Origin of the sequence: Streptomyces sp. NPDC093111, from assembly GCF_040683955.1 — a bacterium.
Lineage (GTDB): Bacteria > Actinomycetota > Actinomycetes > Streptomycetales > Streptomycetaceae > Streptomyces.
Genome location: NZ_JBFBNW010000003.1, coordinates 473,621 through 486,168 on the forward strand (window position 1 = coordinate 473,621; position 12,548 = coordinate 486,168).

Genomic DNA, 12,548 nt, shown 5'->3' on the forward strand with positions numbered 1-12,548 from the left:
GCAATCCGACGGCCGACCGGTACAGTCCACTCCCATGACCGCGCGGCTCGCCGACATCGCAGCCCAGGCGGGGGTCAGTGAAGCCACAGTCAGCCGCGTGCTCAACGGCAAGCCCGGTGTGGCCGCGGCCACCCGTGAATCCGTTCTCGCCGCACTCGACGTGCTCGGCTACGAGCGTCCCGTACGCCTGCGCCAGCGCAGCGCGGGACTGGTCGGCCTCATAACCCCCGAACTGGACAACCCGATCTTCCCCGCGCTCGCGCAGGTCATCGGGCAGGCCCTCACCCGCCAGGGGTACACCCCGGTGCTCGCCACCCAGACCCCCGGCGGGTCCACGGAGGACGAGCTCACCGACATGCTGGTGGAGCGCGGGGTCTCCGGCATCATCTTCGTCTCCGGGCTGCACGCCGACACCACGGCCGACACCACCCGCTACGACCAGCTCCGCGGCAAGGGCGTCCCGTACGTCCTCATCAACGGCTTCTCCCCCCGGGTGCAGGCCCCCTTCGTCTCCCCCGACGACCGGGCCGCGATGGTCCTGGCCGTGACGCACCTGGCCGCGCTCGGGCACACCCGGATCGGTCTCGCCGTCGGGCCCAAGCGGTTCGTGCCGGTGCTGCGCAAGATCGAGGGTTTCCGCAAGGGCATGCAGGAGCGCTTCGGGCTCACCCCCGAGGAGTCCGAGGAGCTCATCCAGCACTCGCTGTACACGCTGGAGGGCGGGCAGGCGGCGGCCGCCGCGCTCCTCGCCAAGGGGTGCACCGCGATCGTCTGCGCCAGCGACATGATGGCGCTCGGCGCGATCCGGGCCGCGCGGCAGCAGGGCCTCGACGTGCCGAAGGACGTGTCGGTGGTCGGCTTCGACGACTCCCCGCTCATAGCGTTCACCGATCCGCCGCTGACCACCATCCGCCAGCCCGTGCAGGCGATGGGGCAGGCGGCGGTCCGGGCCCTCCTGGAGGAGGTCGGCGGCACGCCGGCCCCGCACAGCGAGTTCGTCTTCATGCCCGAACTGGTCGTTCGCGGTTCAACCGCCTCGGCTCCCCTAAGGGACTGAGGTCCGCCCTGAGGCGGAGCGGGTGCGCTCCGAACCCGACCGAGGGATGATCGGTCGGAGGAAAGGGATCTGGCAGACTCTCCTCCCATGGGTGAAACGACCGTGAAGAGTTTGGAAGACCGGACGACCCCGTCGTCACCCATCGTGACCGGCGGCAGATTCGCGCGCCTGCGTGCCCGCACGCCCCGGCGCCCCACGATCTGGTTCGAGATCGCGCTCATCGCGATCAGCTACTGGACCTACTCCCTGATCCGCAACGCGGTGCCGGAGCAGAAGGCCCAGGCGCTGAAGAACGCCGACTGGATCTGGCAGGCCGAGCACTCCCTCGGGCTCGCCTTCGAACACACCGTCAACCAGGCCGTGAACTCGGTGACCTGGCTGATCGTCTCGATGAACTACTACTACGCCACCCTGCACTTCGTCGTGACCATCGGCGTGCTGGTGTGGCTGTACCGGTGGCAGCCGGGCCGTTACGCGGCGTTCCGCACGGTCCTGTTCGCCACCACCGGTGTGGCCCTGGTCGGTTACTACCTGTATCCGCTCGCTCCGCCCCGGCTCATGAACGGCCAGAACTTCGTCGACACCGTGCTGGTGCACCACACCTGGGGCTCGATGGCCTCGGGCAACCTCAAGCACATGTCGAACCAGTACGCGGCGATGCCGTCGATGCACATCGGCTGGTCGCTGTGGTGCGGCGTGACCATCTTCCTGCTGGCCAAGGCGCCCTGGGCGCGGATCCTCGGCCTGCTCTACCCGACGGCGACCCTGGTCGTCATCGTGGCCACCGCCAACCACTTCTGGATGGACGCGGTCGGCGGCATGGCCTGCCTGGCCTTCGGCTTCGGCGTCTCGTACCTCTGGTACGGCTCCCGCCCGCACAAGCTGCCCAAGCTGGTGGAGCCGGCCGCCCCGGTCGCCCAGGGCGGCCCGGCCCCGACGACGGGCACGGACCCGGCCGAGGCGGCCGGGACGCAGCGGCAGGAGCAGCGGGTCAGCTCCGGAAAGTGATCCGTCCGCCGGCCACGGTCAGCCGGACCGGGGCCTCGGCGGTCTCGTCCGCCGGGGCCGTCGTCGGGTCGAGGGCGAAGGCCGCGAGGTCCGCCCGGTAACCCGGTGCGATCCGGCCGGAGACCGCCTCCTCCCCCGCCGCGAACGCCGCGTGGGTCGTCATGCCCTCCAGTGCCATCAGTCCGGTCAGGCCGTGCCGGGCCGAGGCCGCGCCCTTCGGGGCCTGGGCGGTGGCGAGGACCTGCCGGGCGTCGTAGTGGGCGATGGGCCAGTCCGAGCCGAGCGCGAGGTGCGCCCCGGCGTCCCTGAGGTCGCGGCAGCGCCAGGCCCGGCCGGCCCGCTCGTCGCCGAGCCGCTTGGACCACTCGTCGGTGCGGTCGGCGCGGGTGTACGCGGTGTGCGGCGGCTGCATGGAGGCGACGACGCCGAGCGCCGGGAAGCGGGCGAGCTGGTCGTCGGGGACGGTCTCGATGTGCTCGACGCGGTGGCGGGGGCCGGTCCCGGAGCCGAGGGACTCGACGGTGTCCAGGACGTGGCGGACGGCCGCGTCGCCGATGGCGTGGGTGGCGGTGCCGACGCCGGCGCGGTGCAGCCGGTGCACGGCGGCGGAGTAGGCGGCCGGGTCGGGCCAGAAGGCGTCGGTGCCCTGGCCGTGGCAGTCGGCGTGCTCCAGCCAGGCGGTGCCGCCCTCGACGGTGCCGTCCATGAAGAACTTGACGCCGCCGATCCGCCACATCCGCCCGGCCCGGTCCTGCAGCCGGATCAGTTCGTCGAGCTCCTCGGGGGTGGCGCCGGGCATGCACCAGGGGGCGAGGCGCAGCCGCAGCGGCAGGTCAGCCGCGGCCTCGACGGCGTCGAGCAGGCCGGGGACGTCGTGGCCGCCGAGGTCCATGACGTGGGCGCCGGTGAGTCCGGTGGCGGCCATGGCGGTGAGCAGTGCGACCAGCCGGTCGCGGCGCTCGGCGAAGTCCTGGGCCGGCAGGACCGGGGTCATCAGGTCCATGGCGGCGTGCTCGTTGAGGTGCCCGGTGGGGCGGCCCCCGGCGTCGCAGACGATCTCGGAGCGCTGGGTGAAGGCGCGCGGCCCGTCGATGCCGGCGGCCCGCAGGGCGGCGCCGCTGGCGAGGGCGGAGTGGCCGTCGTAGAGGCGCAGGAAGGCGGGGGCGCCGTCGAGGGCCTCCTCGATCAGCTCGCGGTGGATGGGGCGTCCGCCGAAGACGTTGTGGTCGAGGCCGAAGCCGATCACCCAGCCGGAGCGGCGTGCGGCGCCCTTGAGCGCGGCACGCAGCCCGTCGAGGTCGGTGACGCCCGAGAGGTCGGTGCCGGCGGACATCTCCAGGCCCCAGACCGGGTGGCTGTGGGCGTCGGTGAGTCCGGGGGTGAGGGTGGCGCCGCCGAGGTCGACGACCTCGGTGCGGGGGCCGCGCCAGGCGCGGGCGTCGGTGTCGTCGCCGATGGCGGTGATCAGTCCGTCGCGGACCGCGACAGCGGTGTGGCGGGAGAGGGCGGGGGTACGGAGGCGGGCGTCGACGAGGAGGAGGTCGGGTGCGGCGTGCTCTGCGGACACGAGGGGTCTCCGGGTTCCAGGGGCTCGGTGGGCGGTTCTTCGGCGAAGTGGGCGTAGACCTCGGGGCGGGTGCGGCGGAGCCGGTACGCGAGGAGGAGGCCGAGGAGGAAGACGGCGGGGACGACGGCGACGAGGACGGTGTCGACGGTGTCCGAGGCGCCGGTGAAGAGCTGGACCTTGGAGGCGACCAGCCAGATCGCGACGGCCAGCAGGAGGGCGGCGGTGCCGGGGGCGACGAGGGTGCGCAGGGCGCCCTCCTCGTGCGGGACGCGGCGGAAGTAGCGGACGACGGCGAGGGCCGCGAGCAGCATCAGCGCCATGAGTCCGAGCATGCCGGGGGTGTTCACCCAGAGCAGGAGTTGCGCGTACGGGTCGGCGCCCGCGGCGGCGAAGCCGAGGACGACGACGGCGCCGAGGACGGTCTGGACGGCGCCGGCGACGTACGGGGAGCGGTGGCGCGGGTGGATCCGGCCGAGCGCGGCGGGCACGACGCCCTCCTCGGCGAGGGCGAGGGCGTACCGGTTGATCGCGTTGTGGAAGGCGAGCAGCGAGGCGATGATGCTGGTCACGATGAAGACGTGCATCAGGTCGGCGGCCCAGGGGCCGACGTACGTGGTGATCGCGGCGAAGAAGAGGCCACCGGGGTCGTCGGTGGCGGCGGCGACCACCCGCTCGTCGCCGAAGGCCTGGATGACGGTCCAGACGACGAACGCGTAGAACAGGCCGAGGAAGGCGACCGCGATGTAGGTGGCGCGGGGGATGGTGCGGTCGGGGTCGCGGGCCTCGCGGCGGTAGATCACGGTGGACTCGAAGCCGGTGAAGGCCGAGAAGGCGAAGGCGAGGACGGCCGCCGTGCCGGGCACCAGCACGTTGCCGGGGGCGAAGGAGGCCAGGGAGAGTCCGCTCGCGCCGCCCCGGAGCAGGACGCCGCCCGCGAGCAGCAGGAGTATGCCGGTCTCGGCGACGAGGAGGACGCCGAGGACCTTGGCGCCGAAGTCGATCGAGCGGTAACCGCCGTACCAGATGACCAGCAGGCCGGCGAGGGCGATCGGCAGCCAGGGCAGGTCGACGCCCCACAGGGCCTGGGCGGTGTCGGCGGTGGCGGAGCCGAGGAGTCCGTAGACGCCGATCTCCATGCCGTTGTAGCCGACCATCGCGATGAGCGCGGCGGCGATGCCGACGGGCTTGCCGAGGCCCTGGGCGATGTACGCGTAGAAGGCGCCGCCGCTGCGGACGTGGCGGCTCATGGTGGTGAAGCCGACGGCGAAGACGGTCAGCGTGACGCCGGCCAGGAGGTAGCCGACGGGGGTGCCGATGCCGCCGAGGACGAGGGCTATGGGGGCGACGCCCGCCATCACGGTGAGCGGGGCGGCGGCGGAGACCACGAAGAAGGAGATGTCGGCGGTGGTGAGGCTGCCGGTTCTCAGTTCGGGTCGTGGTGGCTCGTCGGCGGTGCTGGAGGACATGGGTGGGGAGGCCCTTCTGCGGCAGGAGCAGGAAACCTAAAGCCTTTCGGTTGGCGCAATGTAGCCTCGGGTCCAACGATTCGGGAAGACCTGAACAGGGGGAACACCTTCATGGGCCGGCCGCGCACACCCCTCCTCGACCGGGAGCGCATCACCACCACGGCGCTCGAACTCGTCGACGAGCAGGGCGACTTCAGCGTGCCGCAGATCGCCAGGCGACTGGGCGCGCAGACGGCCTCGGTGTACCACCATGTGGACGGCCGGGACGGCATAGTCGAGTTGCTGCGGGAGCGGGTCTGCGACGCCATCGACGGGGGCGCGCTCGACCGGGAGCCCTGGGACGCGGCCATGGCGGCCTGGGCCCGCTCGTACCGCGCCGCCTTCGCCGCCCACCCGCGCGCGATCCCGCTGCTCACCACCTCGCCGGTACGGGCGCCCCGGGTGCTCCTCCAGTACGAGAAGGCCGTCGTCCGGCTGCTGGGCGCGGGCTTCCCGCTCCCGGACGTCATGCCGGTGATCATCGCCCTGGAGAACCTGGTGCTCGGCTCGGCCCTCGACATGGCCGCGCCCGAGGCGATGTGGGAGCTGACCGACGAGACGGCCACGCCCCAACTGGCCCGCGCGCTGGCCGAGGTCACCGGGGGGCGCACGGACGCGGCCTTCGAACTGGCGCTCGCCGGATACCTGGAACACTGCCGGAGACGGCTCGACGCCGTCGCCCTCTGACCAAGGAGAACAGCACTGTGGCCATCCTCATCCTGTCCGTCCTCGTCGCCCTCGCCGCCCTGGGCTGCGGCTGTGTCGTCTGGGCGGCCCGGGGCGGCCCGCGCTGGGCGCGCGGCGTGGCCGGCGCGACCCTGGCGGCGGGCGAACTGGCGCGCGGCGTCAGCCGGTCGAGCCGGAAGCGGAACGGCGGGGGATCCGGCGTGGACGGGGACGGGGGCGGCGGGGCGTAGGTCCGGCCGCGACCCGCTCCTGACGGGTGCGGGCCTCGCCGCGCCCTTCGAGAGGGCGTCGCCCACCCCACTATGCACTCCGCGTATACATGCTGCGTATAGTCGCCGGTATGACCACCGTCTCACGGCCGTTCAAGGCCCTGGCCGTCTCCTCGCTGGCCGTCGCCGCCTCGCATCTGATCCTCTCCGACACCCTCTACCTGGGCTTCGCCGGACAGGCCGCGGCGACCCTGGGCGGCGGAGGGCCCGCCTACTCCGGGGACCAGGCGTTCACGACCGCGCTCATGAACACGGCCCTCGTGATGCCGCTGGTGCTCTGGACCGGCCTGCGGATCTCGGGCGAGCGGCGGCTCTGGCTGACCGTGACGACCGGGACCTTCGCCTGGATCCTCGCCGTGTGGAACGGCCTCGACCGGATCGACGACGCCCCCGGCACCCTGCTGCCGCTGCGCTCCCTGCTCCTCGTGGTGGCCCTGACGGCGCTCGTCTCGCTGATCCCGACGAGCGCCCTGCGCCGCGCTACGCGCCGTAGAAGCGCTCCTCCACCACCGCCCGCGCCCGGCGCGTGATCCGGCGGTAGTCGTCGACCATCTCGCCGACGTGGCCCGGGGCGTAGCCCAGGTAGCGCCCGACCGCGGCCAGTTCGCGCGGCTCGGAGGGGAAGGTGTCGCCGGGCCGGCCCCGGACCAGCATCACCGCGTTGCGCACCCGGGTCGCCAGGACCCAGGCCTCGTCCAGGATCTGGGCCTCGTCCGTGCCGATCAGCTCGGCCGCGTGGGCGGCGGCCAGTGCCTCGCGGGTCCGGGTGGTGCGCAGTCCGGGCTCGGCCCAGCCGTGCCGCATCTGGAGCAGCTGCACCGTCCACTCGACGTCGCTCAGGCCGCCCCGGCCCAGCTTGGCGTGGAGGGTGGGGTCGGCGCCGCGCGGCAGCCGCTCGGTCTCCATCCGGGCCTTGAGCCGCCGGATCTCGCGCACCGCGTCCTCGCCGAGCCCCTCCATGGGGTAGCGCAGCGGGTCGGCGAGCTCGACGAACCGCGCGCCCAGTTCGGCGTCGCCGGCCATCGGCTCGGCGCGCAGCAGGGCCTGGGCCTCCCAGACCAGCGACCAGCGCCGGTAGTAGGCCTCGTAGGACTTGAGGGTGCGGACCATCGGGCCGCTCTTGCCCTCCGGGCGCAGATCGGCGTCGATGAGCAACGGCGGGTCGGCGGTCGGGAGCTGGAGCAGCCGGCGCATCTCGGCGACGACCCGGTTGGCGGCCCGGGTGGCCTCCTGCTCGTCGACGCCCTCGCGGGGCTCGTGCACGAACAGCACGTCCGCGTCGGAGCCGTAGCCGAGTTCGTGGCCGCCGAAACGGCCCATGCCGATCACGGCGAACCGGGTGGGCAGTTCGTCGCCCCACTCGGCCCGCACGGCGGCCCGGAGCGCGCCGGCGAGGGTGGCCGCGTTGAGGTCGGTGACGGCCTTGCCGACCCGGTCCACGAGGGCGCCGGGGTCGGATTCGCGGGGGCTGTCCTCCGTACCGTACGAGCGGATGAGGTCGGCGGCGGCGGTGCGGAACAGTTCGCGGCGGCGCACCCCGCGGGCCGCGGCGACCGCCTGTTCCGGGCCGTCCGCGCGGCCGACGGCGGCGAGGACCTCCTGCTCCAGGTGTTCCCGGCCGCGCGGCTTGAGGCCCTCCGGGTCGCCGAGGATCGCGACCGCCTCGGGGGCGCGCAGCAGCAGGTCGGGGGCGAGCCGGCCGGCGGACAGCACCCGGGCCAGGTTCTCGGCGGCTGCGCCCTCGTCGCGCAGCAGGCGCAGGTACCAGGGGGTCTTGCCGAGCGCGTCGGAGACCTTGCGGAAGCCGAGCAGGCCGGCGTCCGGGTCGGCGGAGTCGGCGAACCAGCCGAGCAGCACCGGCAGCAGGGTGCGCTGGATGGCGGCCTTGCGGCTGACGCCGGAGGACAGCGCCTCCAGGTGGCGCAGGGCGGCGGACGGGTCGGCGTACCCGAGCGCTTCGAGGCGCTGGCCGGCCGCCTTGGGGCTGAGCCGGATCTCGCCGGGGGCGAGCTGGGCGACGGCGTCGAGGAGCGGGCGGTAGAACAGCTTCTCGTGCAGGCGGCGCACCACGGCCGCGTGCCGCTTCCACTCCTTGTTGAGCTCGGTGACCGGGTCGGTGCGCAGGCCCAGGGAGCGCCCGAGACGGCGCAGGTCGGCCTCGCCCTCCGGGACGAGGTGGGTGCGGCGCAGCCGGTAGAGCTGGATGCGGTGTTCCATGGCGCGCAGGAAGCGGTACGCGTCGTCGAGCTGGGCGGCGTCGGCGCGGCCGACGTAGCCGCCGGCGGCGAGGGCGGCGAGCGCGTCGAGGGTGCTGCCGCTGTGCAGGGTGGCGTCGCTGCGGCCGTGCACGAGCTGGAGGAGCTGGACGGCGAACTCGACGTCCCGCAGGCCGCCGGGGCCCAGCTTCAGTTCGCGTTCGACCTGGGCGGCGGGGATGTTGTCGACCACCCGGCGGCGCATCTTCTGCACGTCGGGGACGAAGTTCTCGCGTTCGGCGGCGTGCCAGACGAGCGGGGAGACGGCGTCGATGTACGCGGCGCCGAGCTCCGGGTCGCCGGCCACCGGGCGCGCCTTCAGCAGGGCCTGGAACTCCCAGGTCTTGGCCCAGCGCTGGTAGTAGGCGAGGTGCGAGGAGAGGGTGCGCACGAGCGGGCCGTTGCGGCCCTCGGGGCGCAGGTTGGCGTCGACCGGCCAGATGGTGCCCTCGACGGTGGTCTCGGAGCAGATCCGCATGAGGTGGGAGGCGAGGCGGGTCGCGGCCTGGATCGCCTTGCCCTCGTCGGCGCCGTCGGCGGGCTCGCCGACGAAGATGACGTCGACGTCGGAGACGTAGTTGAGCTCGTGGCCGCCGCACTTGCCCATCGCGATGACGGCGAGCCGGCACTGGGCGGCGTCCTCGGGCGCGTCGGCCGAGGCCAGGGCGAGGGCGGCGCGCAGGGTGGCGGTGGCGAGGTCGGCGAGCTCGGCGGCGGTCTGCTTGACCAGGGTGGTGCCGCACACGTCGCGGGCGGCGATGGCCAGCAGGCAGCGCCGGTAGGCGACCCGCAGCGAGACCGGGTCGGTGGCCTCGGCGAGGCCCCGCTCGAAGTCGGCGACGCCCGGGTGCAGATCGGCCGCCTCGTACGTGACGAGGGCCTGCCAGTCGTGCGGGTGGCGGGCCAGGTGGTCGGCGAGCGCCTCGGAGGCGCCGAGCACGCCGAGCAGCCGGTCGCGGAAGGGCTTGGCGGAGAGCAGGGTGGTGGTGAGCGCGGGGCGCTCGGCCTCGGGCTGCGCCTCGACGAGCCGGACCAGGCCGAGCAGCGCCAGGTCGGGGTCGGCGGTGCCGCCGAGGGCGTCGAGGAGCACGGGGTCGCCGCGCAGGGCCGCCAGCTCGTCCAGGTCGAGCAGTCGTTCGGCGGCGGACGGATCGGTGAACCCGTGCCGCAGCAGCCTGCTGAACGTGCTGCTCCTGCGTCCCGGCACGGTCATGCCGCCGCTCCCTCCACCGGTCGTTCCAGTCCCCGGACGAGCCTATCCGGCGAACGGCCGACTTGGCGTTCCGAGGTGCGTGGCGGACGCGCGGCGGGCACGGTGGTACGGCCGGAACCGCACCGCACCCGCACAGCCCCGCACCGAGGAGCCCGAACGTGAACTGGACCCTGGAAGTCGTCCCCGTGCCCGTCACCGACCTGGACCGGGCCAAGGAGTTCTACGCCGAGAGGTGCGGCTTCACGGTGGACCTGGACCAGGAGGTGGCGCCGGGCATCCGGATCGTCCAGATCACGCCGCCGGGCTCCCGCTGCTCGCTCACCCTCATCCAGGGCATGCCGCCGTTCCCCGGCAGCCGCGAGATGCCCCCCGGGACCCTGCACGGCCTCCAGTTCTGCGTGACCGACATCGAGGGGGCCAGGAACGAGCTGGTCGAGGCGGGCGTGGACGTGTCCCCGGTGATGCACGTGGGGGCGACGGGCTGGGAGGAGGGCAAGGGCGGCACCTGGAACTCGTTCCTGACCTTCGCGGACCCGGACGGCAACGGCTGGGTGGTCCAGGAGTCCCCGTCGGAGCTCTCGGAACGCTAGGGCCTGTCCTGCCGGGGAAACACGACCCGGTAGTTCCGCACGGTCTCGTCCTCCCCCTCGTACGCCATCCCCGCCCGCTCCATCACCCGCTGCGAGGCGACGTTCTCCAGGTTCGCGTCGCCCCGCACGGCCGTGGCCCCGGCCTCGCGGGCCCGGGCGATCAGAGCCTCCAGCGCCTCGGTCGCGAAGCCCTGCCCCCGGAACGCCGGCACGAGCCCGTACCCGACGGTGACGACACCGTCCGGCCCGGGCGGCCGGTGGAACCCGATCCCCCCGATGACGACGTCCTCGGCGCGCACCCGTATCGCGTACGGCCGGTAGACCGCCGGGTCCCCGCGCTCGGCGACCCCGGCGAGGAAGGCCCGCGCACTGGCGATGTCCCCGACCCCGGGATACTCCGCGGCCCAACGCTCCCCGACCGCGGGCCGGACGTCGACGATGCGCTGCGCGTCGCCGAAGGAGAGCGGGTGCAGGACCAGCCGCTCCGTTTCGATGATCTTCATCTCAGTCATTGGCGGCAGTCTCGGCCAGCCCGGTGACGGACGCAACGGATTTGCGGGAAGGCGGCCCGATCACCGCCGCCGGCCGCCCGCCCAGCGCCGCAGCCGCACCACGTTCTCCCTCTTGCGCCGGTACGTACCGGCGGTCTCCTCCGACGTGCCGAGGAAGGCCAGCACCGGCGTCCACCGCTTCCCACCGCCCGGGGCGGTCCAGCGGACGGCCGGAAAGTCCGTGACCCCGGTGATCCGCGACCGGTCGATCCGCCGGCTCCGGAGATAGCCGCTCACCACCAGGTGACCCGGCTCGCACCGCACGCCCAGCCGCCAGCCCCGCACTGCGAGCACCAGGGACGCGAGGGCCGCGGCGGCCGCCCAGCCGGCCGCCGTCTCCGCCGCGTGCACGGCGAAGCCGACGGCCGGGGCGCTGCCCGGGATGGTGTTCGCGACCCGGTTGAGGGTGGTGGGGAGCAGTCGCACGCCGAAGCGTCCTACAGCACCGGCAGGTTCTTCCGCAGCTCGAAGGCGGTGACCTCGCTGCGGTACTCCTCCCATTCCTGCTTCTTGTTGCGGAGGAAGAAGTCGAAGACGTGCTCGCCGAGGGTCTCCGCGACCAGTTCGCTGCGTTCCATCAGGGCGATGGCCTCGCCCAGGTTCTGCGGGAGGGGCTCGATGCCCATCGCGCGGCGTTCGGCGTCGCTGAGGGCCCAGACGTCGTCGTCGGCGCCGGCCGGGAGTTCGTAGCCTTCCTCGATGCCCTTGAGGCCGGCGGCGAGGAGGACGGCGTAGGTCAGGTAGGGGTTGGCGCCCGAGTCGATGGAGCGGACCTCGACGCGGGAGGAGCCCATCTTGCCGGGCTTGTACATCGGGACGCGGATCAGCGCGGAGCGGTTGTTGTGGCCCCAGCAGATGTACGCGGGGGCCTCGCCGCCGGAGCCGGCGGTGCGGCCCGAGCCGCCCCAGATGCGCTTGTACGAGTTGACCCACTGGTTGGTGACGGCCGAGATCTCGCCCGCGTGCTTCAGCAGGCCCGCGATGAAGGAGCGGCCCACCTTCGACAGCTGGTACTCGGAGCCCGACTCGTAGAACGCGTTGCGGTCGCCCTCGAAGAGGGAGAGGTGGGTGTGCATGCCCGAGCCGGGGTAGTCCGAGAACGGCTTCGGCATGAAGGTGGCCTGGACGCCCTGTTCGAGGGCGACCTGCTTCATGACCAGACGGAAGGTCATGATGTTGTCGGCGGTGGAGAGGGCGTCCGCGTAGCGCAGGTCGATCTCCTGCTGGCCCGGCGCGCCCTCGTGGTGGGAGAACTCGACCGAGATGCCCATCGACTCGAGCATGGTGATCGCCTGGCGGCGGAAGTCCATGCCCACGTTCTGCGGGGTGTGGTCGAAGTAGCCCGAGTTGTCCGCGGGGGTGGGCCGGCTGCCGTCGAGCGGCTTGTCCTTCAGGAGGAAGAACTCGATCTCAGGGTGGGTGTAGAAGGTGAAGCCCAGGTCCGAGGTCTTGGCGAGGGCGCGCTTCAGGACGTACCGCGGGTCCGCGAAGGACGGCGAGCCGTCGGGCATGAGGATGTCGCAGAACATCCGGGCCGTGCCGGGGGCCTCCGCGCGCCAGGGCAGGATCTGGAAGGTGCCCGGATCCGGCTTGGCGATCATGTCCGACTCGTACACCCGGGCGAAGCCCTCGATCGCGGAGCCGTCGAAGCCGATGCCCTCGTCGAAGGCCTGCTCCAGCTCGGCGGGGGCGACGGCCACCGACTTCAGGAAGCCCAGCACGTCGGTGAACCACAGACGCACGAAGCGGATGTCGCGCTCCTCGAGCGTACGGAGCACGAATTCCTGCTGCTTGTCCATTTCCACACCCATCCTCGCTGGTCAGGCCGCCTGCTCCCACCGTCTCG

General features: G+C 73.0%; 12 protein-coding genes. 6 read left to right on the top strand and 6 right to left on the bottom strand.

Annotated features, from left to right (window positions below):
- The first annotated feature begins 34 nt into the window (after positions 1–34).
- Both AB0Q96_RS06950 and AB0Q96_RS06955 read left to right on the top strand, forming a co-directional pair.
- Complete coding sequence (locus AB0Q96_RS06950) at positions 35–1,057, top strand: LacI family DNA-binding transcriptional regulator (RefSeq protein WP_365322427.1); 1,023 nt, start codon at positions 35–37, stop codon at positions 1,055–1,057.
- Between the two features lie 87 nt (positions 1,058–1,144).
- Positions 1,145–2,065, top strand: a complete 921-nt coding sequence (locus tag AB0Q96_RS06955; protein ID WP_365322429.1) for a phosphatase PAP2 family protein — start codon at positions 1,145–1,147, stop codon at positions 2,063–2,065.
- Here the strand turns inward: AB0Q96_RS06955 and AB0Q96_RS06960 are convergent.
- Together AB0Q96_RS06960 and AB0Q96_RS06965 are read right to left on the bottom strand one after the other, a co-directional pair.
- On the bottom strand, positions 2,049–3,632 hold the full coding sequence (locus AB0Q96_RS06960; protein ID WP_365322432.1) for an amidohydrolase: 1,584 nt from the start codon (positions 3,630–3,632) through the stop codon (positions 2,049–2,051). The genes AB0Q96_RS06955 and AB0Q96_RS06960 overlap by 17 nt on opposite strands.
- Entirely contained in the window at positions 3,530–5,098 is a 1,569-nt protein-coding gene (locus AB0Q96_RS06965) for an APC family permease (protein ID WP_365322434.1), read from the bottom strand. The genes AB0Q96_RS06960 and AB0Q96_RS06965 overlap by 103 nt, the downstream gene beginning before the upstream one ends.
- Before the next feature lie 111 nt (positions 5,099–5,209).
- Here AB0Q96_RS06965 and AB0Q96_RS06970 point away from each other — a divergent pair, with 111 nt between their 5' ends.
- The 3 genes from AB0Q96_RS06970 (at position 5,210) to AB0Q96_RS06980 (ending at position 6,623) form a co-directional block, all read left to right on the top strand.
- Positions 5,210–5,824, top strand: a complete 615-nt coding sequence (locus AB0Q96_RS06970; RefSeq protein WP_365322436.1) for a TetR/AcrR family transcriptional regulator C-terminal domain-containing protein — start codon at positions 5,210–5,212, stop codon at positions 5,822–5,824.
- Positions 5,825–5,841: 17 nt separating this feature from the next.
- Complete coding sequence (locus AB0Q96_RS06975; RefSeq protein WP_365322438.1) at positions 5,842–6,054, top strand: hypothetical protein; 213 nt, start codon at positions 5,842–5,844, stop codon at positions 6,052–6,054.
- 110 nt (positions 6,055–6,164) lie between these two features.
- The gene (locus tag AB0Q96_RS06980) at positions 6,165–6,623 is read left to right on the top strand and encodes a hypothetical protein (RefSeq protein ID WP_365322440.1); all 459 of its coding nucleotides are present in this window, start codon (positions 6,165–6,167) and stop codon (positions 6,621–6,623) included.
- Here AB0Q96_RS06980 and AB0Q96_RS06985 read toward each other — a convergent pair.
- Positions 6,574–9,561 carry a bifunctional [glutamine synthetase] adenylyltransferase/[glutamine synthetase]-adenylyl-L-tyrosine phosphorylase gene (locus tag AB0Q96_RS06985; RefSeq protein ID WP_365322442.1) on the bottom strand — a complete coding sequence of 996 codons (2,988 nt, stop codon included), beginning with the start codon at positions 9,559–9,561 and terminating at the stop codon, positions 6,574–6,576. The two genes, AB0Q96_RS06980 and AB0Q96_RS06985, sit on opposite strands and share 50 nt — an antisense overlap.
- Positions 9,562–9,719: 158 nt before the next feature.
- Here AB0Q96_RS06985 and AB0Q96_RS06990 point away from each other — a divergent pair, with 158 nt between their 5' ends.
- Positions 9,720–10,151: a VOC family protein gene (locus AB0Q96_RS06990; RefSeq protein ID WP_365322445.1), complete on the top strand. Its 432-nt coding sequence runs from the start codon at positions 9,720–9,722 to the stop codon at positions 10,149–10,151.
- On the opposite strand, the gene AB0Q96_RS06995 is transcribed toward AB0Q96_RS06990, so the two are convergent.
- Genes AB0Q96_RS06995 through AB0Q96_RS07005 form a run of 3 tightly spaced genes read right to left on the bottom strand, consistent with a single transcriptional unit; the run spans position 10,148 to position 12,501 of the window.
- Positions 10,148–10,663: a GNAT family N-acetyltransferase gene (locus AB0Q96_RS06995; protein ID WP_365322447.1), complete on the bottom strand. Its 516-nt coding sequence runs from the start codon at positions 10,661–10,663 to the stop codon at positions 10,148–10,150. The two genes, AB0Q96_RS06990 and AB0Q96_RS06995, sit on opposite strands and share 4 nt — an antisense overlap.
- A 60-nt stretch (positions 10,664–10,723) precedes the next feature.
- Positions 10,724–11,128, bottom strand: a complete 405-nt coding sequence (locus tag AB0Q96_RS07000) for a hypothetical protein (RefSeq protein ID WP_365322449.1) — start codon at positions 11,126–11,128, stop codon at positions 10,724–10,726.
- A gap of 11 nt (positions 11,129–11,139) precedes the next feature.
- Complete coding sequence (locus AB0Q96_RS07005) at positions 11,140–12,501, bottom strand: glutamine synthetase family protein (RefSeq protein WP_329420080.1); 1,362 nt, start codon at positions 12,499–12,501, stop codon at positions 11,140–11,142.
- Positions 12,502–12,548 lie beyond the last annotated feature (47 nt).

What these genes read in the sequence shown, in the direction of transcription:
- AB0Q96_RS06950 (WP_365322427.1), top strand. Translation starts at nt 35, where the DNA reads ATGACCGCGCGGCTCGCCGACATCGCAGCCCAGGCGGGGGTCAGTGAA.
- AB0Q96_RS06955 (WP_365322429.1), top strand. Translation starts at nt 1,145, where the DNA reads ATGGGTGAAACGACCGTGAAGAGTTTGGAAGACCGGACGACCCCGTCG.
- AB0Q96_RS06965 (WP_365322434.1), bottom strand. Translation starts at nt 5,098, where the DNA reads ATGTCCTCCAGCACCGCCGACGAGCCACCACGACCCGAACTGAGAACC.
- AB0Q96_RS06970 (WP_365322436.1), top strand. Translation starts at nt 5,210, where the DNA reads ATGGGCCGGCCGCGCACACCCCTCCTCGACCGGGAGCGCATCACCACC.
- AB0Q96_RS06980 (WP_365322440.1), top strand. Translation starts at nt 6,165, where the DNA reads ATGACCACCGTCTCACGGCCGTTCAAGGCCCTGGCCGTCTCCTCGCTG.
- AB0Q96_RS06985 (WP_365322442.1), bottom strand. Translation starts at nt 9,561, where the DNA reads ATGACCGTGCCGGGACGCAGGAGCAGCACGTTCAGCAGGCTGCTGCGG.
- AB0Q96_RS06995 (WP_365322447.1), bottom strand. Translation starts at nt 10,663, where the DNA reads ATGACTGAGATGAAGATCATCGAAACGGAGCGGCTGGTCCTGCACCCG.
- AB0Q96_RS07005 (WP_329420080.1), bottom strand. Translation starts at nt 12,501, where the DNA reads ATGGACAAGCAGCAGGAATTCGTGCTCCGTACGCTCGAGGAGCGCGAC.